Below are 19,476 nucleotides of genomic sequence, written 5' to 3' on the forward strand. Positions count from 1 at the left end.
GCGACGGCCGTGCCCCGGCCGCGGGGTCGCGCGGACCGGGGCACGGGTACGGCCGCCGGGCTCAGGCCACCGCGGCGATGCGCATCCTGATGTCGTGCGGCGACAGGGTGCCCTTGGCGGTCACGTGGTCGCCGGAGGACTCGCCGCGCAGCCGCCGGCCGATCCACGGGACCAGGTACTCGCGGGCCCACTGGACGTCGTCGCGGCGGATCTCCAGCGTGCCCCGGGGCGGGAGCACCGGCCAGGGCTGCTCGGGGTCGGCCGGGATCTCAAGGCCGAGGGCCTGTCCGGCGCGCAGGGCGACCCGGGTGTGCCCCTCGGGCGAGAGGTGGAGCCGGTCGCCGTCCCAGGCCCTGCGGTCCTGCACGGACCTGAGGGACCACAGGTCGAGCACGGGACAGCCGTACCGGTCGGCGATCGCGCGGACGTGCCCGTTGTACGTGGCGATCTTGCCGCGCAGGTGCTTGAGGACCGGGACGCCGCGGGTGTCGAAGCCGGTCGTCACGAGGACGGTGCCGGCGGCCGCGGAGAGCTGGGCGATGGCCCGCTCGAAGCGCTCGGCGACCTCGTCGGGGTCGGTGCCGGGGCGGATGATGTCGTTGCCGCCGGCACAGAAGGAGACCAGGTCCGGGGCGAGTTCGACGGCCGCTGGGAGCTGGTCGGCCATGATCTGGTCGAGCAGTTTCCCGCGTACGGCGAGGTTGGTGTACCGGAAGTCGCCCTCGGGACGGAGGTCGGCGAGGAGCACCGCGAGCCGGTCGGCCCAGCCGACGAACGCCCCGTCGGGACCGGGGTCGCCGACGCCCTCGGTGAAGCTGTCCCCCACCGCCACGTACGACCCGATCACTGATCTGTTGTCACTCTTCGAATCGTCTGCCACGTCGGTCCATGATTCACCTTGGGGTGTGACCTACGCGACCGTAGGGCGGGGTTGACGAACGGTGAGATGAGCCACTCTTAAATAGATTGCCAAGCCGGGAATAAGGCGGTCCCGCGGACGGCTGGTGCCGCCCGGAGCGGTGGTGGTCAGCCGACGGTGACGCCGTGCTGCCGGAGGTAGCCGACGGGGTCGATGTCGGAGCCGTAGTCCGGCGTGGTGCGGATCTCGAAGTGCAGGTGCGGGCCGGTGACGTTGCCGGTGGCGCCGGACAGGCCGATCTGCTGTCCCGGGGTCACGCTCTGCCCGGCCGAGACGGAGAGCTGGGAGAGGTGGGCGTACTGGGCGTAGTGGCCGTCGGCGAGCTTGACGACGACCTGGTTGCCGTAGGCGCCGCCCCAGCCGGCGGAGATGACGGTGCCCGCGCCGACGGCCTTGAGGGAGGTGCCGGTGGGGACGACGAAGTCGACGCCGGTGTGGTAGCCGCTGGACCACATGCTGCCGGCCACGTGGTAGCCGGTGCCTATGGTGGCGCCGGTCACGGGGAGGGTGTAGTCGGCGGCGGGGGCGGGCGCGTCGGCGGAGTCCGCCTGCTGTGCGGTGGGGGCGGCCTTCGCCGGGGCGGAGGGGGCGGCCTGCGGCTCGGCCGACGACTGGCGCGGGGCGGCGGTGCCGGTACCGGTCCCGGCCTGGGTGGCCTCCTTGCCGAGCGTGAGCTTCAGGCCCGGGTGGATCAGCGAGGGGTCGGCGCCGACGGCCCCCCGGTTGTCCTCGTAGAGACGCTGCCAGCCGCCGGCGACGTGCTGCGTCTCGGCGATCACCGAAAGGCAGTCCCCGGACTTGACCGTGTAGCCGCGGACGGTCGGCGACGCCTGGGAGGCGGCCTTCTTCCCGGCCACCGGAAGGGACTGGACGGCCTTTCCGGAAACGGACTGCGCCGGGGTCGCGGCATGCGCTCCGGCCGCCCCGACGAGCGGCAGGGCCAGCGCGGCGCCACCGGTTCCGGCGACGGCGAGGGAGCGGGAAAGACGCGGGGCCTTGGGACGTCGGTGCTTACCCTTCGCGGGCATGGAGCATTCCTCTCCGGCGCCTGCGAGGTCGGCTGTCGGGTGCGGACTGGAGCTGCCCGGCCGCCCGCTCCTGCCGTACACGGGTCAAGTGTGTGGGGATTCCGGGCGGCGGCAGGATTCGGCGTTCCGTCCGGATGGGTGGCGAACGTAAGCGAGCGGGACGTACCGAAACAAGCGGTCGAATCCTGTCGTTGGCGTTTTCGAAGATCGACGGTGGGAATGTCCGGTGACTTTCCGTGGATGTCTGCCGCTCCGGTTCTTTCAATTTCCCTTTTTCCCAGCCGGATTACGTGGGCATGACTTACAACGCTGGGTCACCGCTATGACGCTCCTCACGCACCACCGCGATACACAGCCTTATTTCGCATGGAGTTGAGAGAAAAGCGCCAATTCGGGCTTCGACCGTTTTGCGGCATTCGCGGATCATCGCCGGGCAACCCGTTGCCCCAGGTGACCGATGTCGTATCGTCGTCGCAGTGCCCGTCGTCGAGCCGCGCCGGCGGGGCCGACCGGGAGGAGCCCTCCGTGACGCAGCAGGTCCCGTCGACCGAGCCGGAGCTGGCCGGTGTGCGCAATTTCCGCGACGTGGGCGGGCTGCCCACGGTGGACGGACGCCGGGTGCGGCAGGGCGTGCTGTTCCGCAGCGGCCACCTGGCGCACGCGACCGCCGAGGACGCGGCCTTCCTCGCCTCCCTGGACCTGCACACGATCTTCGACTTCCGCAACGCGGCCGACCAGAAGCTGGAGGGCCCGGACGTCGAGCTGCCCGGCGTACGGAACGTGAACCTGCCGCTGAGCGACCCGGCGGACGGCGCCGAGTTCTGGAAGATGGTGCGCGACGGCGACCTCGACCAGCTGCGCGCGGTCCTGGACGACGGCAAGGGCGTCGCCCGGATGGTCGCCTCGTACCGGACGATCGTCACCGAGCGCACCGCCGAGCACTCCCGGGTGCTGCACGCGCTGATCGAGGACAGCGTGCCCGCGCTGATGCACTGCGCGGCCGGCAAGGACCGCGCGGGCATCTCCATAGCGGTCACGCTGCTCGCGCTCGGCGTGGAGCGGGACGCCATCGTGGCCGACTACCTGGAGTCCAACGCCAAGCACCGGCGCTACCGGGTCCGCCGTAACGGCGGCGCGGACTCGGCGTACACGCCCGAGGTGATGGAGCTGCTCGGCCCGCTCTTCGACGCCCGCGCCGAGTACCTGGAGGCGGCCTTCGCGAGCATCGAGGAGACCTGGGGGGACGTCGACGGCTATCTGGAGCGCGGCCTCGGGGTCACCGCCGAGCACCGGGACCGGCTGCGCGGACGCCTGCTGGACTGAGCCGGTCAGCCCTTGCCGCCCAGCGCGAACAGCAGGTAGAGGAAGGCGGCCAGGACATGGCCGAGGGCGATGTAGATGATCAGCCGGACCCACAGGGAACGGGGGAACTTGGTCTCGAAGTTGCTCATGGCAGCTCTCCGGTCGACGGTCCCAGGCACAGGGTGGCCGTGGGGCTCTGCAGCAGGGTGTGGACGAACAGCAGTTCCACGCCGTCGTGGTCCTCGGCGGCGAGGCGGTGCGGGGTGAGTGAGTCGAAGTGCGCGCTGTCCCCGGGCGCGAGCAGGTGCGCGGCGTCGCCGAGGCGCAGCCGCAGCCGCCCCTTGAGGACGTAGAGCCACTCCTCGCCCGGGTGGACGCGCACGATGTCGCCCTGCGAGCCGTAGGGCACGCGGACGCGCAGGGCCTGCATGCCGCGGCCCGAGGACCCGGCCTGGGTGTAGATCCAGCCGCCGGCCCGGGTCGGCTCCATGTCGGCGGCCCGGACGATCGCGTCCCGGTCGGCGACCGTCTCGCCGAGCAGTTCGGAGACCGTCGTACCGTAGATGCGCGCGAGGGCGAGCAGCATGGGCAGCGAGGGCTGCCGGTTGCCGGTCTCCAGCCGGGAGAGATGGGCCGGCGAGAGCCCGGCGCTGCGGGCGGCGGCCTCCAGGGTGAGGCCGGCGCGCCGGCGCAGCGCCCGCAGCTGCGGGGCGACGGCCGGCAACTCCTCGCCGTGACCCGCCGCCGGTGGCACGGCGTCTGAGGCGTTCATGCCTCCATTCAGCCGCATTATTGCCTGAGCGGCAATTTTCTTGCCTGTGAGGCAAATCCCGACCGGATGTGATCCTTCGTGCTACGGTCGAGCCTAGTATTTGAACACGTTCAAATAGAGGGGGAACGGTCATGACCGACCGTGGCTCGGCTCATCGGGACGACTCACCGGCCGTCGCGCTCGGCCCGCTCGCCGCCGTACTCGGCCTGGTGGCCGCCGCGGGTGCGTGGCCGACACTCATGTTCCTGCTGCTCCCCTGGTCACTCCTGGCGGCCGGGCTCGCCGTCGCCTTCGGTGCCATGGGGGTCTACTACGCCGAGCAGGGCGTCGGCCGGTTGTGGACGGCCGTCGTCGGGACCGCCCTGGGACTCACCGGGCTGGTGACCTGCTTCCTCTACTTCGTCGTGCTCGCCGGCTGAACGGGGCACACCGAGGGCCCCGCACCCGGCCGGTGCGGGGCCTCGCGTGTCTCAGCGGTTCGCGACCGCCTGCTTGATCAGCGTCTTGCCGAAGTCCCACATCAGGCCGCCGCCACTGTGCGCGTCGTCCATCACGGCCGTGAAGGCGTCCACGAACCGGTCCACGTCCGCCTCGTCCAGGACCAGCGGCGGGATCAGCTTGATCACCTCCAGATGGTCGCCGGAGACCTGGGTGAGGATCCGGTGCTTCTGGAGCAGCGGGACGACGACCATCTGCGCGAACAGGCCCTTGCGCGCCGCCTGGAGCATGGTCCAGCGGCTGCGCAGCTTCAGCGAGGCGGGCCGGCCGAACTCGATGCCGATCATCAGGCCCCGGCCGCGCACGTCGGCCAGCAGCTCGTACTTCCCGATCAGCGCGGTCAGCCGGGACTTGAGCAGCTCGCCCGTGGTGCGCACGCCCGCGACGATCTGCTCGTTCTCCATGACCGACAGCACGGCGAGACCGCACGCCATGGCCTGGGCGCCCGAGCCGAAGCTCGCCGAGTGGACCAGGACGCGGTCCATGGACGAGTAGACCTTCTTGAAGATCCAGTCCCGGCCGAGGGTGGCGCCCACCGGGACGTACCCTCCGGAGAGCGCCTTGGCCACGCAGACCAGGTCCGGTTCGACGCCCTCCTCGTGCTGGTAGGCGTAGAAGTCCCCGGTGCGGCCGAGCCCGGTCTGCACCTCGTCCGCGATGAGCAGCGCCTTGTGCCGGTGCAGCAACTCCTGGGCGGCGCGCAGATAACCGGGCGGTGCCTCGTGCACGCCCTTGCCCTGGATCGGCTCCACGATCAGTGCGGCGACATCGCCCTTGCGCAACTCCCGTGCCAGGGCGTCGAGATCACCGAGGGGTACGGCGGTGTCGGGCAGCAGCGGGGCGAAGCCGTCGCGGAAGCCGCTCTCGCCGTTGACCGACAGCGAGCCGGTGGTCAGGCCGTGGAAGGCGTGGTCGCAGTACAGGACGCGCGGCTTCCCGGTGGCGTAGCGGGCGAACTTCAGGGCGGTCTCGACCGCCTCGGTGCCGCTGTTGCCGAAGAACACCCGGTCCAGGTGCGGGCTGTGGGCGAGCAGCCGCTCGGCGAGCAGGCCGGGCAGCGGCTGGCAGTCGAAGCGGGTGAGGTCGGCGAGATCCAGGTCCAGCACGTCGTGCAGCGCCTTGCGGACGACCGGGTGGTGGCGGCCCAGGCCCATCACCCCGAACCCGGCGAGCATGTCCAGGTAGTCGTTGCCGTCCGCGTCGAAGAAGTGGGCGCCCTCGGCACGCTCGTAGACCCTGTCGAAGCCGATGGTGTGCAGCATGCGCGGGAGCTGCGGATTGAGGTAGCGGGCGTGCAGCTCGTAGCGTTCGGCTCCGCGCTCGGCGAGCAGGGCGCCGAGGTCGAACTCCGTGGTCATTCACTCTCCTTGGCTGTGCCGCCCGCGTCCTTCACGGCCAGGCTCGCGCTGATCCGCCCGGCGATCTCGACGGGCGTGAGGCCGATGTCGGCCAGTACCTCGGCGCGTTTGGCGTGCGCGAGGAACTGGTCGGGGATGCCGAAGCGCCGGACCGGCACGTCCACGTCGGCGTCGCCGAGGGCCAGGGCGACGGCCGAACCGACCCCCGCCGCACGGCTGTTGTCCTCGACCACGGCCACCAGCCGGTGTCCGGCGGCGAGTCCGGGCAGCGCGGGGTCGACGGGCTTGACCCACCGCGGGTCGACGACCGTGCAGCCGACGCCCCGGGCGGCGAGCAGTTCGGCGGCCCGCAGGCAGACCGGGGCCATCACGCCGACGGCGACCAGCAGCACCTCGGGGCGCTCGTCGCGGTGCAGGACGTCCATGCCGCCCACCTGGCCGACGGCCGGGACGCGGGGGCCGACGGACTCCTTCGGGAAGCGCACCAGGGTCGGCGCGTCGTCCACGGCGACCGCCTCCCGCAGCTGCGCCCGCAGTTGGTCGGCGTCGCGCGGGGCGGCGATCCTCAGGCCCGGCACGACCTGGAGCACCGACATGTCCCACATGCCGTTGTGGGAGGCGCCGTCGACGCCGGTGACGCCGGCCCGGTCGAGCACGAAGGTCACCCCGCAGCGGTGCAGGGCCACGTCCATCAGCAGTTGGTCGAAGGCGCGGTTGAGGAAGGTGGCGTAGACGGCGACGACCGGGTGCAGGCCCCCGGTGGCGAGGCCGGCGGCGGACACGGCGGCGTGCTGCTCGGCGATGCCGACGTCCCAGACCCGGTCGGGGAAGCGCTCGGCGAACGGGCCGAGGCCCACCGGGTGCAGCATGGCGGCGGTGAGGGCGACGACGTCCGCCCGCTCCTCCCCGATCCGCACGATCTCGTCGCCGAACACCGAGGTCCAGGAGGGTCCGCCGGCCGGGGTGAGGGGCGCGCAGGTGAGCGGGTCCATCACGCCCACGGTGTGGAAGCGGTCCTCCTCGTGGGCGAGGGCGGGCTGGTAGCCGCGGCCCTTCTCGGTGAGGCAGTGGACCAGGACGGGCCCGTGGAAGCGTTTCGCCCGGCGCAGCGCCGACTCGACGGCGCCGATGTCGTGGCCGTCGATCGGGCCGAGGTACTTCAGGCCCAGGTCCTCGAACATGCCCTGCGGGGCGAAGGCGTCCTTGAAGCCCTTCTTCGCGCCGTGCAGGGACTCGTAGAGCGTGCCGCCGACGACCGGGGTGCGCTGGAGCATCTCCTTGCCCCAGGCGAGGAAGCGCTCGTAGCCGTCGGTGGTGCGCAGGGTGGCCAGGTGGTTGGCGAGGCCGCCGATGGTCGGCGCGTAGGAGCGCTCGTTGTCGTTGACGACGATGATCAGCGGCCGGTCCCGGGCCGCGGCGATGTTGTTCAGCGCCTCCCAGGCCATGCCGCCGGTCAGCGCGCCGTCGCCGATGACCGCGACGACGTGGCCCTCCTCGCCCCGTACCTGGCGTGCCTTGGCGAGGCCGTCGGCCCAGCCGAGCGCGGTGGAGGCGTGGCTGTTCTCGATGACGTCGTGCTCGGACTCCTCGCGCGAGGGGTAGCCGGACAGGCCGCCCTTGCCGCGCAGCTTGGAGAAGTCCTGACGCCCCGTCAGCAGCTTGTGCACATAGCTCTGGTGGCCGGTGTCCCACAGGATGCGGTCGACCGGTGACGCGAAGACCCGGTGCAGGGCGACGGTCAGTTCCACCACGCCCAGGTTGGGGCCGAGGTGTCCCCCGGTCCTCGACACCGCGTGCACCAGGAACTCGCGTATCTCCTCGGTCAGTTCGCCGAGCTGTGCCGCGGACAGCGCCTTCAGTTCCCGTGGTCCGCGGATCGTCTCCAGAATGGTCACGCTCGGGCCCCCTCTCGGTCCGTTCCCTGTCCCGACTCACTTGGCCTGTTCGGCGATCCTCAGGGCCTCCTCGATGAGGGTCTCCACGATCTTGGACTCGGGCACGGTCTTGACGACCTCGCCCTTGACGAAGATCTGTCCCTTGCCGTTGCCGGAGGCCACGCCGAGGTCGGCCTCACGGGCCTCGCCGGGTCCGTTGACCACGCACCCCATCACCGCGACCCGCAGCGGCACCTCCATCCCGTCCAGGCCGGCGGTGACCTCCTCGGCGAGCTTGTAGACGTCCACCTGGGCGCGTCCGCAGGACGGACAGGAGACGATCTCCAGGCGCCGTTCCCTCAGCCCGAGCGACTGGAGGATCTGGATGCCGACCTTGACCTCCTCGGCGGGCGGGGCCGACAGGGAGACGCGGATGGTGTCGCCGATGCCTTCGGAGAGCAGCGCCCCGAAGGCGACGGCGGACTTGACGGTGCCCTGGAACGCCGGGCCCGCCTCGGTGACCCCGAGGTGCAGGGGGTAGTCGCAGCTCTCGGCGAGCTGCCGGTAGGCCTCGATCATCACGACCGGGTCGTTGTGCTTGACCGAGATCTTGATGTCCCGGAAATCGTGCTCCTCGAAGAGCGACGCCTCCCACAGCGCGCTCTCGACCAGTGCCTCCGGGGTCGCCCTGCCGTACTTCTTCAACAGGCGGCGGTCCAGGGAACCGGCGTTGACGCCGATCCGGACCGGGGTGCCGTGGTCCCTGGCGGCACGCGCGATCTCCTTGACCTGGTCGTCGAACTGCTTGATGTTGCCGGGGTTCACGCGGACGGCCGCGCAGCCGGCCTCGATGGCCGCGAAGACGTACTTGGGCTGGAAGTGGATGTCGGCGATGACCGGGATCTGGGACTTGCGGGCGATGGTGGCCAGGGCGTCCGCGTCGTCCTGAGTGGGGCAGGCGACGCGGACGATCTGGCAGCCGGACGCGGTGAGTTCCGCGATCTGCTGGAGGGTGGCGCCGATGTCGGACGTACGGGTCGTCGTCATCGACTGCACCGAGACCGGGGCTCCGCCCCCGACCGCCACCGGCCCCACCTGGATCCGGCGCGACCGGCGACGCGGTGCGACGGGGCGGGCCGGCACCTCGGGAACGCCCAAGGGAACGGCGGTCACGGGGTCACTCCCGGTTTCCGGAGACGGTCTCGCGCATGGCCCGCAGGGACTCCTTCAGGGAGCCCATGGTGGCGAGGACGGCGGTGGGCTCGTAGCCGCAGTGCGCCATGCAGTTGGCGCAGCGCGGGTCCTTGCCGCGGCCGTACTTGTCCCAGTCGGTCTCCTCGACGAGTTCGCGGTACGTCGGCACGTACCCGTCGCTCATCAGGTAGCAGGGGCGCTGCCAGCCGAACAGGGAGTAGTTGGGGATCGCCCACGCGGTGCACGGGAAGTCGACCCTGCCCTCCAGGAAGTCCAGGAAGAGCGGGGAGTGGTTGAGCCGCCACTTCCTGCGGTTGCCGCCGGCGAACGCCTTCTTGAACAGCTCGCGGGTCTGCTCGACGCCGAGGAAGTGCTCCTGGTCGGGGGCCTTCTCGTAGGCGTAGGCGGGCGAGATCATCATCTCGTCGACCCGGAGGTCGTCGTTGAGGAAGTTGAGCACCTCGATGATGGTCTGCGGGGTGTCGGTGTTGAAGAAGGTGGAGTTGGTGGTCACCCGGAAGCCGCGCCGCTTGGCCTCCTTGATGGCCTCCACCGCCTCGTCGAACACGCCTTCCTTCGCGACGGACTCGTCGTGCCGCTCGCGCAGGCCGTCGATGTGCACCGCGAAGGCGAAGTACGGCGAGGGCGTGAACTTGTCCATCTTCTTGCGCAGCAGCATCGCGTTGGTGCACAGGAAGACGTATTTGCGTTTGGCCACCAACTGCCGGACGATCTCGTCGATCTGAGGGTGCATCAGGGGCTCGCCGCCGGCGATGGAGACCATCGGCGCGCCGGACTCCAGTACCGCGCCCACGGCCTGGGCGACCGGCATGCGCTGCTTGAGCACGCCCGCCGGGTGCTGGATCTTGCCGCAGCCCTCGCACTTGAGGTTGCAGGCGAACAGCGGCTCCAGTTCCACGATCAGCGGGAACTTGTCCCGCTTGCGGAGCTTCTGTTCGGCCAGGTATGTAGCGACCTTGATGGACTGACGCAACGGCATGGCCATCTGGCTCACCTCCGGGGGAGCGACGAAGAACGGTGCCATTCGAAGAACGCGGGAAGAAGGGAGCGAAGGACGCGGAAGGCTGATATTCCTCCGCGCACGGTGCCGATCCGGACGAGTTCGTGCTCCGGGGCGTCGACGACCACCCGGACGGCCGCGACCGGGCGTTCGCCCGTCCGCAGCGCCGTCAGCAGGGTGGCCGCCGACTCCATGTCGGCGGCGATCGCGCCCGTCGCGAGCAGGCCGGACCGCTCCGGACCCCGGACCACGTGGTCGGAGCCGGTGAGCGGGCCGGTGTGCACGGTGCGGCCGGGCAGGATACGCGAGAGTTCCTTGACGAGCAGGTCGGTGCGCACGCACGGGACGGTCCCGCGCGGGTCCCGGGTCTCCTCGGCGACGACCAGGTCGCCGGGGTGCATCCCGGGTGCGAGTCCGGCGCAGAAGCCGGTGGCCAGCACGGCGGCCCCGGCGAGTGCCGGGGCCCGGAGCCGGCCGGTGACGGAGCGTTCCGCCGCCCGGGGCCCCATGCCCGTGCGGAGGAGGGTGTACGGCCCGCCGGCACCGCCGCGGTCGCCGGTGCGCAGGGCGAGGTGCTCGATGCCGAGCGCGCAGGCGATCAGCAGCGGGGCCGGAGCGGACGGGGTGGCCACGTCAGCCCCCCGCGGCCTGCGGGGCGGCGGCCCGCCGGGCGGTCCGGTCGGGGCGGGCGAGCAGGTTGCGCTCGAAGGGGTCGCCGTGCAGGTACCGGCCGAGCGCGGTGAGCGGGAACACCTGCCGGTACAGGTGGTAGTTGATGGAGAAGTCCCAGGGGAAGCCGGTCCCGGTGAAGTACGGCTCGTCCCAGGTGCCGTCCGCCCGCTGGGTGTCGGCCAGCCACCGCACCCCGCGCTCGACGGCCCCGGAGTCCCGCTCCCCCGCGGCGAGCAGCGCCATCAGCGCCCACGCGGTCTGCGAGGCGGTGGAGGCGCCGCGGCCGCTCCACTCCTTGACGTGCTGGTAGGAGCGCAGGTCCTCGCCCCAGCCGCCGTCGTCGTTCTGGACCGACTCCAGCCAGGTGACCGCCCGCCGGATCGCGGGGTGGGAGACGGGCAGGCCGGCCGCGGTGAGGGCGGGTACCACCGAGCCGGTGCCGTAGAGGTAGTTGACACCCCAGCGGCCGAACCACGAGCCGTTCGGCTCCTGTTCGGCGAGCAGCCAGGCGATGCCGCGCCGGGTGCGCGGGTCGTGGGCGAGGCCCTCGGCGGCGAGCATCTCGACCACGTGCGCGGTGACGTCGGCGGACGGCGGGTCGATGACCTCGCCGAAGTCGCAGAACGGCAGCCGGTTCGGGAACGGGCTGGTGTTGTCGACGTCGAAGGCGCCCCACGCGCCGTTCCTCGACTGCATGCCCAGGTTCCAGCGCACCGCCCGGCCGATCGCCCGGTCCACGCGCTCGGGGTCGTGGTGCCTGACCCGGCGCAGCGCCAGGGCGACCTCGGCGGTGTCGTCGATGTCCGGGTAGTTGTCGTTGTGGAACTCGAACGCCCAGCCTCCCGGCGGGAGTTGAGGGCGCTTGACGGCCCAGTCGCCGGGCCGGACGATCTCCTCGCCGAGCATCCAGTCGGCCGCCTTGACCAGTTGCGGGTGGTCGACCGGGAGTCCGGCGTCGACGAGCGCGATGGTGGCGAGGCAGGTGTCCCACACCGGGGACTGGCAGGCCTCGATCATCCGGGCGCCGTCCGCGCGCCAGACGGCGAACCGGTCCAGCGAGGCCAGGCCCTCGCGCATCACCGGGTGCTGGAGGTCGTAGCCGAGCAGGTGCAGGGCGATGACCGAGTACACCGCCGGGGGCTGGATGCCGCCCCAGCAGCCGTCGTTCTCCTGCCGTTCGATGATCCAGCGGGCGGCGGCGTTCATCGCGGCCCTGCGGAGCCTGCGCGGGGCGACCTTGCGGAACTGGTGCAGCGCCTTGTCCAGACGCTGGAAGGCGCCGTCCCAACTGGCCACCGGTGCCAGGGGCTTGACCGGGTTGGGCCGCTCGGGGTCGGTGTGCAGCTCGTCCAGCGGGAAGGGGGCCGGGCGGACCGGGCGCTTGGCCGAGACGATCGTGAGCGGCACGATGGTCTGCCGGGCCCAGCACCCGAAGTCGTAGATGTTGAGCGGCATCCAGCTCGGGAACCAGATCAGTTCCGGCGGCAGTTCGGGCAGGTCCGCCCACTTCCACCAGCCGAACAAGGCGAGCCAGATCCGGGTGAAGACACGGGCGGCCGCGATGCCGCCGCGCTCACGGACCCAGGCGGACGCCTTCGCCATGTGCGGGGCGTCGGGCGCGTCGCCGGCCAGCCGGAGGGCGACGTAGGCCTCGATGGTGGCGGACAGGTCGCCGGGCCCGCCGTAGAAGGTGGCCCAGGTGCCGTCCGGGCGCTGCTCGCCGCGGATGAAGCGGGCGGCGGCCTCGGTGGTCGTCTCGTCGAGGATGCCCAGGAACTGGCGGAGCAGCAGGTCCTCGGCGTCCATGGTGACGTTCGTCTCCAGGTCGCCCTTCCACCAGCCCTGGTCGTCCTGGGCGGCGAGCAGGACATCGGTGGCGCGCCGTGCGGCGCGGGCGGCGGCTTCCGGTACCCCGGCCGCCTCGGGGGTGGTGAGAGTCGCGGTGGTGGTGTCGCTGGCCGCGGCAGCGCGGGCCGGCAAGGCCGCCCCGGTGCTTCCGTCGGTCGTCGCTGTCATGGCTTCCCCTTCGTGCAGTCGTGCGAGTCGTGCTGCTACGGGTCCGCCGTCGGCCGGTGTCCTGTCCCTGTGCTCCGTCCGCTCGGGAGAGTTCCGAGCACCCGGGGCGGAAACCGGCCGGCGACTACGCGAGGTGTGTGGGTCCGATAAGGCTCATCTCTTTCGTACGACGACGAAGTCGGCGAGCGCCGTGAAGGAGTCCCGCACCCGGTCGGGCATCGTGACGGCGTCCAGGGCTTGGAGGGCGATGGTGTACTGGCGGCGCGCTTCCTCGGCCGTCCACTCGCGGCCGCCGGCCTGGTCGATGAGGGCCGCGCGGGCCGCGAACTCCTCCTCGGAGAAGTTCTCGAAGTCGCTGCTCTTGGCGTCGGCGGCGAGGATCTCCGCCAGTTGCTCGGAGGCGGGGCCGCCGGCCGCGAGGGCCGCGACCACCGGCAGGGACTTCTTGCGCTGGCGCAGGTCGCTCCAGGTCTGCTTGCCGGTGGCCTCCGGGTCGCCCCAGATGCCGAGCAGGTCGTCCACCGCCTGGAAGGACAGGCCCAGGTGGTGGCCGTAGCGCTCCAGCGCGTCGGCGGTGGCGTCGTCCGCGCCGCCGAGGACCGCGCCGATGGAGGAGGCGCAGGCCAGCAGGGCGCCGGTCTTGTTGCCCTCCATCTCCAGGCACTCCTCGACGCTGACCCGGTCGCGGTGCTCGTAGGAGATGTCCTGCGCCTGGCCGTCGATGAGGGCGCGGGTGGCGGAGGTCAGCCGGCGGGTGGCGCGGCCGGCCGCGACGGTGCCGAGTTCCAGCAGGACCTCGTTGGCGAGGGCGAACAGGGCGTCGCCGACCAGGATGGCCTGGGCGGGGCCGTGCACCTTCCAGACGGTGTCGCGGTGCCGGCGCTGCTCGTCGCCGTCCATCAGGTCGTCGTGCAGCAGCGAGAAGTTGTGCACCAGCTCCACGGCGACGGCGCCGGGCACGCCCGTCTCGGGGGCGGCGCCGGTGACCTCGGCGGAGAGCACGGCCAGCGCGGGGCGCACGGCCTTGCCGCCGTCGGCGTCGGCCGGGTTGCCCGCGGCGTCGATCCAGCCGAAGTGGTAGGCGGCGACCGTGTCCATGGGAGGCGCCAGGCGGTCGACGGCCGCGCGCAGGACCGGGGTGGCCAGGGTCCGCCCGCGCTCCAGCAGCGCGGCGACGTCCACCGCGGCCCGTGGATCGGGCGTCGAGGCCGGGGGCACAGTGGGCACAGTCTCTCCTCTTGTTGCGGTACCGGGGGTGCGGGGGACCCCCGCGCGCTGGTCGAGCATCAGGCCGCCTCCTCGAACGCGAAGAGGCGGCTCGGGCGGGGCCGGCCCAGGGCGCTCAGCGCGGCGTCGGCCGCGCTCACTCCACTGCGGACCGCGCTCTCCATGGTCGCGGGCCACCCGGTGGCGGTCCACGCTCCGGCCAGGTACAGGCCGGGGGCCTTGGTGCGGGCGCCGGGCCGCAGCCGGCCGACGCCGGGGGCGGGGGCGAACGTGGCGGTGCGCTCCCGGGTGACGAAGAAGTCCCGTACCCCGGCGGTCCGCGCTCCGGGGATCAGTCGGGCCAGCTCGGGCAGGTAGCGGGCGCGCAGGTCGGCGACCGGGAGGTCGATCTCGTCCTGGGCGGCCGACTGGGACACGGCGAGGTACTGGCCGGAGCGCAGTCCGGAGGCGGCGGTGCGGTCGAACACCCATTGCAGGGGGCTTCCGACGGCCGCGACGAAGGGGGCGGCCAGCACCGTGCGGTCGTACACGACGTGGACGTTGAGGATCGGCGCGGTGCCGATCGCGAGCAGCCGCTCGGGGGCGTCGAGGGCGCCGGGCGGCAGCAGGTCGTGGGTCTCGCGCTGGGGTACGGCGAGCACGACGGCGTCGGTTTCGAGCGTCTCGCCGGGAACCTGAACGCTCCAGCGTCCGTTCTCGTTGAGGGAGACGGAGGTGACGCGTGTACGGACCTCGGTACGGACGCCCGCGGAGTCGAGCGCCTTGCGGGCCAGCCGGTCGTGCAGTTCGCCCAGCGGGACATGGGCCCAGCCGATGTCGGCCGCGCCCGGGTCGGACAGCAGACCGGTCTTGAACACCATCGCGGCGAGCCCCAGCGAGGCGTCGCCCGCGACCGCGTTGAGGGTGGCGACCCCGACCAGGTCCCACAGGGCCTCGACGGCGCGCGCCGACTGGCCGTGCGCGGTCAGCCAGCCGCCGAAGTCCTGGTCGTCCAGGGCCGGATCGGTGAGGTCGAGTGCCTTCAGCGCGAGCGCGGCCCGCCCGACCGCGGCGCGCTCGGCGAGCGAGAGGTGCGGATAGCCGGCCAGGCCCCGCCCCAGGTGGAGGGGGACGGGCAGCGGGTCGCGCCGCAGCCGGCCGAGCCGCCTGCCCTCGGGCTTGGCGACGTCCACGACGGGCACGTCCAGGCGGTCCTGCAGCGGTGCCAGCGCCGCGCCCTCGATCCGGTCGAGGAACCAGCGGTAGGCGGTGCAGCAGCGCAGGTACACGTGCTGGCCGTTGTCGACGGTCAGGTCGCCGCGCTGGAAGGAGAAGGCGAGGCCGCCCAGCCTGGGCCTGCCTTCGAGCAGGGTGACGCGGACGCCCGCGTCGGCGAGCGCGAGCGCCGCGGTGATGCCGGCCAGTCCGCCGCCGACCACGACGGCGCTCCGGCCCACCGCCTGCGCGGTGGCCGGGTGCTCCGGTGCGGGGCGGGAGCCGTCGCTCATCGTGGTGCGTCCTTCCGTGCGGGCCGGGCGTGCTGGTTGAACGGTGCACGCACGGTCGTCGCCGTCAGGGACGCCACGCCGCAGCGGAGGGTTGCCTGCCGCATATCGGCCGGTTCTGGCCGCTCCATCAGGCGCGCCTCCTGACGGTGCGCCGGGTGACGTGCCGGGTGTCCAGGCCGGACAGGCCGCGGACGGCGACGTAGGCCTTCTCGTGGCCGGGCAGCGAGACCCGGCCGCGCAGCACGGCCTCCGGGTCGCGCTCGATACGGTCCAGCAGCCGGCGGTAGATGCCGGCCATGGCCGCGACGCAGGCGCCGCTGCGCCGGTCGAGCATGGGCAGCAGCCGGTAGCCCTCGGCGAACAGGGCGCGGGCGCGGCGCACCTCGAAGTGGACCAGGCCGGCGAAGTCGGAGCCCTCCGGCGGGGTGGGCGCCTCGAACCCGGCCGAGCAGCCGAACTTGGCGAGGTCGTCGGCGGGCAGGTAGGTGCGGCCGCCCTGGGCGTCCTCGCGGACGTCCCGGAGGATGTTGGTGAGCTGGAGGGCGAGACCGAGCGTGTCGGCGTACTCGGATGCCCGCTCGGCGCCGCGCGCGCCGGGTTCGGTGCCGAACACGCCGAGCGAGAGGCGGCCGATGGCACCGGCGACACACCGGCAGTAGACCTTCAGGTCGTCCCAGGTCTCGTAGGTTTCGCCGCGCACGTCCTGCTGGACGCCGTCGATCAGCTCGTCCAGGCCGCCGAGCGGGATCGGGAAGGCCCGCGCGGCGTGGGTGAGGGCGACGGCCACCGGGTCGGTGTCGTCCTCCTCGACCTTGCCGTCCCGGACGCGGTCGAGCAGGGCCCGGGTGTCGGTGAGCCGGGCCAGCTTGACGTCGTCGGGCAACGCGCCGTCGCCGATGTCGTCCACGCGCCGGGAGAACGCGTACAGCGCCGACATGGCGCGTCGCTTGGCCGTCGGCAGCAGCCGGATACCGTACGCGAAGTTGCGGGCCTGCTGCCCGGTGACGGCCTCGCAGTAACTGTAGGCGGCGAGTACCGGAGCGGACACGTGTGGCGGAGAATCCACGGTCCGGATCACCCCTTTCCTCGCAGGATCACGCCCGCCTCACGCAGCAACTGGACCTTGCCGGGTCGGGGCGGGCCGGGAAGTACGTCGTGTTCGGCGGCGGCGATCGCCCGGATCGCCGCCCTTCCTCCCGCCACGAACCCCGCGAGCAGCAGCTTCAACCTGCCGTGGACGCTACCCACCAGGGGGGCGCCTTCATTCAGCAGATCGCGGGCGCGTTGCGCTTCGTACGCGACCAGGGCGCGCACCGACGCGCCGGCGGTTCTCGCCGCGAGGTCGGTTTCCTGGACGTGGAAACGCTTCATGTCCTCGGCGGGCAGGTAGACGCGGTCGCGGCCGAGGTCCTCGGCGACGTCCTGGAGGTGCTCGACGATCTGCAGGGCGGTGCAGATCGCGTCGGAGAGCCGGATCCGCTCGGGGGTGGCGGTGCCGGTGACGCCGAGGACGAGGCGGCCGACGGGGTTGGCGGAGAGTTCGCAGTAGGCGAGGAGGTCGTCGTAGGTCTCGTACCGGGTGACGAGCTGGTCCTGGCGGTTGGCGGCGATCAGGCCGAGGAACGGCTCGGGGGTGAGCGAGCGGCGGCGGACGGTGGGCGCCAGGCGGCGCAGCAGGGGGTGGCGGGGGGTGCCGTCGAAGACCCGGCGCAGGTCCGCCTCGAAGGCGTCGAGGAGCAGCAGGCGGTCCTCCGCCTCGGTGGCCGACACGCCGAGCAGCCGGGCGTCGGCGCCGCCGGGGGCGAGGTCGCCGTCGCCGATGTCGTCGACGAGGCGGGCGAAGCCGTAGACGGCCATGAGGTCGTCGCGCCAGTCGCGGGGCAGGAAGAAGGGGGCCACGGGGAAGTTCTCGCTCGCGGCCTTGTCCAGGGTGGCGCGTTCCGGGTCGGTCGCCGGGTGGGGGGCCGTCATCGGGCGCTGCCCGGGGCGGCGGGGGCGGCACATGCTGCGTTGAGCCGGGGAGTCTCCGTAGCCATTGCCGTCACATCTCCCGTTCTACACTGCCGACCCAATACACACTATTTCGGACACGCCGCCCGGCAATGCGCGAGGCCTGCCCGTCGGAGGGTGTCGCGCATTATCGCCCCACTTGCCGCTTTCCGGGACCGGTACAGCTTACGTTGTACAACGCAGCAAGGTTCCCCGGGGTGTCCTGTGGATCACAAGAACGCACCGATCGGCACCAAGATTCCTGCCGCTGGCCGGAGTTGACGCTTCCTTTAAGGACGCGGGACCCCGCCGCGAGGTTCACGGCGGGGCCCTGGCCGAAATCGGGCTACTTACCCGTGAACTTCTCGTATTCCTTCAGGACCTCGTCGGTGGGTCCGTCCATGCGCAGCTCGCCGCGTTCCAGCCACAGCACGCGGTCGCAGGTGTCGCGGATGGACTTGTTGTTGTGGCTGACCAGAAATACCGTTCCGGCCTCCTTGCGCAGTTCCCGGATGCGTTCCTCGGAGCGCTTCTGGAACTTGCGGTCACCGGTGGCCAGGGCCTCGTCGATCATGAGGACGTCGTGGTCCTTGGCGGCGGCGATGGAGAACCGCAGCCGGGCCGCCATGCCGGAGGAGTAGGTGCGCATCGGCAGGGTGATGAAGTCGCCCTTCTCGTTGATGCCCGAGAAGTCGACGATGCCCTGGTAGCGCTCCTTGATCTGCTCCCGCGACATCCCCATGGCCAGACCGCCCAGGATCACGTTGCGCTCGCCGGTGAGGTCGTTCATCAGGGCCGCGTTGACGCCGAGCAGGGAGGGCTGGCCGTCGGTGAAGACCTTGCCCTTCTCGGCGGGGAGCAGGCCGGCGATGGCGCGCAGCAGGGTGGACTTGCCGGAGCCGTTGGAGCCGATCAGGCCGATGGCCTCGCCCCGGTAGGCGACGAAGGAGACCCCGCGCACGGCGTGCACCTTGCGCACCCCGCGCTCCTCGCCCCGCTTCAGGATGCGGCTGAGGGCGGCCGTCGCGCTGCCCTTGCCGGTCTTGGCGCCGTTGACCCGGTAGACGATGTGCAGGTCGTCGGCGATGACCGTCGGGCGCCGGTCCCGGGTGTGCTCCCCAGCGTTCTGCTCAGCCACGGCCGTACCGCTCCTCCGCCTTCCAGAAGTACACGAATCCGCCGGCGAAGGCGGCCACGGCCCAGAACAGGGCGACGGCCCACACGTGCGGCGGCAGGTTCGAGGAACCGTACCCGTCGATGAGCGCGAAGCGCATCAGGTCCATGTAGACGGCGGCGGGGTTGAACTGGAGCACCCGCGTGATCCACTCGGGCCGCCCCTGGAGCATCGTGCTGATCGAGAACATGACACCGGAGGCGTACATCCAGGTGCGCAGCAGGAACGGCATGAGCTGCGCGAGGTCCGGCGTCTTGGCGCCCAGCCGGGCCACGATCATGGCGAGCCCGGTGTTGAACAGGAACTGGAGCGCCAGCACAGGCACGATCAGCAGCCAGGACACGCCCGGGTAGCTGCCGAAGCCGATCGCGACGACGAACAGCACGATCATCGAGAACAGCAGCTGCTGGAGCTGCTGGAGCGAGAAGGAGACGGGCAGCGCGGCGCGCGGGAAGTGCAGGGCGCGCACCAGGCCCAGGTTGCCGGAGATGGCGCGCACGCCCGACATCACCGAGCTCTGCGTGAAGGTGAACACGAAGACGCCGGTGACCAGGAACGGAATGTACACGTCGTGGGACATGCCCCGGCTGGCCTTGAGGATCAGGCCGAAGATGAAGTAGTACACGGCCGCGTTCAGCAGCGGGGTGGCCACCTGCCAGAGCTGGCCGAGCTTGGCCTGGCTGTACTGGGCGGTGAGCTTGGCCTGGGAGAAGGCGAGGACGAAGTGGCGCCGGCTCCACAGCTGACGGACGTACTCCCCGAGCGAGGGCCGGGCGCCGCTCACGGAGAGCCCGTACCGGGCGGCCAGCTCGGCCGGCGTCAGTCCCTCGTCGGGCGCCGGGGCGGCGGTCACCGCGACCGTGCCGTCGTGCGTGGTCTCACTCACAGGGGAAACTTTCGTCTTCGGGTACATCTGCGTCGGGGCCGCTGCCCCGCCGGGCGCGC

The 19,476-nt window shown here is 71.8% G+C and carries 19 protein-coding genes; 2 read left to right on the forward strand and 17 right to left on the reverse strand.

The window, feature by feature from the left end; genetic code table 11:
- Positions 1 to 61: 61 nt before the first annotated feature.
- Positions 62 to 847 carry an SGNH/GDSL hydrolase family protein gene (locus tag NX794_RS01020; RefSeq protein WP_258776388.1) on the reverse strand — a complete coding sequence of 262 codons (786 nt, stop codon included), beginning with the start codon at positions 845 to 847 and terminating at the stop codon, positions 62 to 64.
- A gap of 179 nt (positions 848 to 1,026) precedes the next feature.
- Positions 1,027 to 1,947, reverse strand: a complete 921-nt coding sequence (locus tag NX794_RS01025; RefSeq protein WP_258776047.1) for a M23 family metallopeptidase — start codon at positions 1,945 to 1,947, stop codon at positions 1,027 to 1,029.
- Between the two features lie 525 nt (positions 1,948 to 2,472).
- Here NX794_RS01025 and NX794_RS01030 point away from each other — a divergent pair.
- Complete coding sequence (locus NX794_RS01030; protein ID WP_258776048.1) at positions 2,473 to 3,270, forward strand: tyrosine-protein phosphatase; 798 nt, start codon at positions 2,473 to 2,475, stop codon at positions 3,268 to 3,270.
- A 5-nt stretch (positions 3,271 to 3,275) separates the two neighbouring features.
- Here NX794_RS01030 and NX794_RS01035 read toward each other — a convergent pair whose 3' ends face one another.
- Both NX794_RS01035 and NX794_RS01040 read right to left on the reverse strand, forming a co-directional pair.
- On the reverse strand, positions 3,276 to 3,398 hold the full coding sequence (locus tag NX794_RS01035; RefSeq protein ID WP_258776049.1) for a DUF6126 family protein: 123 nt from the start codon (positions 3,396 to 3,398) through the stop codon (positions 3,276 to 3,278).
- Positions 3,395 to 4,021: a helix-turn-helix domain-containing protein gene (locus tag NX794_RS01040; protein WP_258776050.1), complete on the reverse strand. Its 627-nt coding sequence runs from the start codon at positions 4,019 to 4,021 to the stop codon at positions 3,395 to 3,397. Before NX794_RS01040 ends, NX794_RS01035 begins: the two co-directional genes overlap by 4 nt.
- A 131-nt stretch (positions 4,022 to 4,152) precedes the next feature.
- Here NX794_RS01040 and NX794_RS01045 point away from each other — a divergent pair, with 131 nt between their 5' ends.
- Positions 4,153 to 4,440 (forward strand): hypothetical protein, encoded by a 288-nt coding sequence (locus NX794_RS01045; protein WP_258776052.1) that lies wholly within the window; start codon positions 4,153 to 4,155, stop codon positions 4,438 to 4,440.
- Positions 4,441 to 4,491: 51 nt separating this feature from the next.
- Here the strand turns inward: NX794_RS01045 and NX794_RS01050 are convergent, their stop codons facing one another.
- From NX794_RS01050 to NX794_RS01105, 13 genes are all read right to left on the reverse strand, one after another.
- Positions 4,492 to 5,877: an aspartate aminotransferase family protein gene (locus NX794_RS01050; RefSeq protein ID WP_258776053.1), complete on the reverse strand. Its 1,386-nt coding sequence runs from the start codon at positions 5,875 to 5,877 to the stop codon at positions 4,492 to 4,494.
- The gene (gene dxs / locus NX794_RS01055; protein WP_258776055.1) at positions 5,874 to 7,772 is read right to left on the reverse strand and encodes a 1-deoxy-D-xylulose-5-phosphate synthase; all 1,899 of its coding nucleotides are present in this window, start codon (positions 7,770 to 7,772) and stop codon (positions 5,874 to 5,876) included. The genes NX794_RS01050 and dxs overlap by 4 nt, the downstream gene beginning before the upstream one ends.
- Positions 7,773 to 7,808: 36 nt before the next feature.
- Complete coding sequence (gene ispG / locus NX794_RS01060) at positions 7,809 to 8,924, reverse strand: flavodoxin-dependent (E)-4-hydroxy-3-methylbut-2-enyl-diphosphate synthase (protein WP_258776056.1); 1,116 nt, start codon at positions 8,922 to 8,924, stop codon at positions 7,809 to 7,811.
- Between the two features lie 4 nt (positions 8,925 to 8,928).
- Positions 8,929 to 9,951: an adenosyl-hopene transferase HpnH gene (gene hpnH, locus NX794_RS01065; RefSeq protein WP_258776057.1), complete on the reverse strand. Its 1,023-nt coding sequence runs from the start codon at positions 9,949 to 9,951 to the stop codon at positions 8,929 to 8,931.
- Positions 9,952 to 9,956: 5 nt separating this feature from the next.
- Positions 9,957 to 10,598, reverse strand: coding sequence for a phosphorylase family protein (locus NX794_RS01070; RefSeq protein ID WP_258776058.1), 642 nt, complete (start codon positions 10,596 to 10,598; stop codon positions 9,957 to 9,959).
- A gap of 1 nt (position 10,599) precedes the next feature.
- On the reverse strand, positions 10,600 to 12,654 hold the full coding sequence (gene shc / locus NX794_RS01075) for a squalene--hopene cyclase (protein WP_258776061.1): 2,055 nt from the start codon (positions 12,652 to 12,654) through the stop codon (positions 10,600 to 10,602).
- Between the two features lie 153 nt (positions 12,655 to 12,807).
- Positions 12,808 to 13,941 carry a polyprenyl synthetase family protein gene (locus tag NX794_RS01080; RefSeq protein WP_258776062.1) on the reverse strand — a complete coding sequence of 378 codons (1,134 nt, stop codon included), beginning with the start codon at positions 13,939 to 13,941 and terminating at the stop codon, positions 12,808 to 12,810.
- Positions 13,941 to 15,368, reverse strand: coding sequence for a hydroxysqualene dehydroxylase HpnE (gene hpnE / locus NX794_RS01085; RefSeq protein ID WP_258776063.1), 1,428 nt, complete (start codon positions 15,366 to 15,368; stop codon positions 13,941 to 13,943). The genes NX794_RS01080 and hpnE overlap by 1 nt, the downstream gene beginning before the upstream one ends.
- Entirely contained in the window at positions 15,365 to 15,496 is a 132-nt protein-coding gene (locus tag NX794_RS36005; RefSeq protein WP_428985827.1) for a DUF6380 family protein, read from the reverse strand. Before NX794_RS36005 ends, hpnE begins: the two co-directional genes overlap by 4 nt.
- The gene (gene hpnD, locus NX794_RS01090; RefSeq protein ID WP_258776064.1) at positions 15,496 to 16,446 is read right to left on the reverse strand and encodes a presqualene diphosphate synthase HpnD; all 951 of its coding nucleotides are present in this window, start codon (positions 16,444 to 16,446) and stop codon (positions 15,496 to 15,498) included. The genes NX794_RS36005 and hpnD overlap by 1 nt, the downstream gene beginning before the upstream one ends.
- Positions 16,443 to 17,339, reverse strand: a complete 897-nt coding sequence (hpnC, locus tag NX794_RS01095; RefSeq protein WP_258776065.1) for a squalene synthase HpnC — start codon at positions 17,337 to 17,339, stop codon at positions 16,443 to 16,445. Before hpnC ends, hpnD begins: the two co-directional genes overlap by 4 nt.
- 364 nt (positions 17,340 to 17,703) lie before the next feature.
- On the reverse strand, positions 17,704 to 18,495 hold the full coding sequence (locus NX794_RS01100) for an ABC transporter ATP-binding protein (RefSeq protein ID WP_258776066.1): 792 nt from the start codon (positions 18,493 to 18,495) through the stop codon (positions 17,704 to 17,706).
- Positions 18,488 to 19,417, reverse strand: coding sequence for an ABC transporter permease (locus NX794_RS01105; RefSeq protein ID WP_258776067.1), 930 nt, complete (start codon positions 19,415 to 19,417; stop codon positions 18,488 to 18,490). The genes NX794_RS01100 and NX794_RS01105 overlap by 8 nt, the downstream gene beginning before the upstream one ends.
- Positions 19,418 to 19,476 lie beyond the last annotated feature (59 nt).

Origin of the sequence: Streptomyces pyxinicus (assembly GCF_024753135.1) — a bacterium.
In the GTDB taxonomy this organism is placed as follows: domain Bacteria; phylum Actinomycetota; class Actinomycetes; order Streptomycetales; family Streptomycetaceae; genus Streptomyces; species Streptomyces pyxinicus.

Coding starts and splice junctions, on each gene's coding strand:
- NX794_RS01080 (WP_258776062.1), bottom strand. CDS start 13,941: ATGCTCGACCAGCGCGCGGGGGTCCCCCGCACCCCCGGTACCGCAACA.
- NX794_RS01050 (WP_258776053.1), bottom strand. CDS start 5,877: ATGACCACGGAGTTCGACCTCGGCGCCCTGCTCGCCGAGCGCGGAGCC.
- NX794_RS01035 (WP_258776049.1), bottom strand. CDS start 3,398: ATGAGCAACTTCGAGACCAAGTTCCCCCGTTCCCTGTGGGTCCGGCTG.
- NX794_RS01040 (WP_258776050.1), bottom strand. CDS start 4,021: ATGAACGCCTCAGACGCCGTGCCACCGGCGGCGGGTCACGGCGAGGAG.
- NX794_RS36005 (WP_428985827.1), bottom strand. CDS start 15,496: ATGGAGCGGCCAGAACCGGCCGATATGCGGCAGGCAACCCTCCGCTGC.
- hpnE (WP_258776063.1), bottom strand. CDS start 15,368: ATGAGCGACGGCTCCCGCCCCGCACCGGAGCACCCGGCCACCGCGCAG.
- shc (WP_258776061.1), bottom strand. CDS start 12,654: ATGACAGCGACGACCGACGGAAGCACCGGGGCGGCCTTGCCGGCCCGC.
- NX794_RS01025 (WP_258776047.1), bottom strand. CDS start 1,947: ATGCCCGCGAAGGGTAAGCACCGACGTCCCAAGGCCCCGCGTCTTTCC.
- hpnC (WP_258776065.1), bottom strand. CDS start 17,339: ATGACGGCCCCCCACCCGGCGACCGACCCGGAACGCGCCACCCTGGAC.
- NX794_RS01045 (WP_258776052.1), top strand. CDS start 4,153: ATGACCGACCGTGGCTCGGCTCATCGGGACGACTCACCGGCCGTCGCG.
- hpnH (WP_258776057.1), bottom strand. CDS start 9,951: ATGGCCATGCCGTTGCGTCAGTCCATCAAGGTCGCTACATACCTGGCC.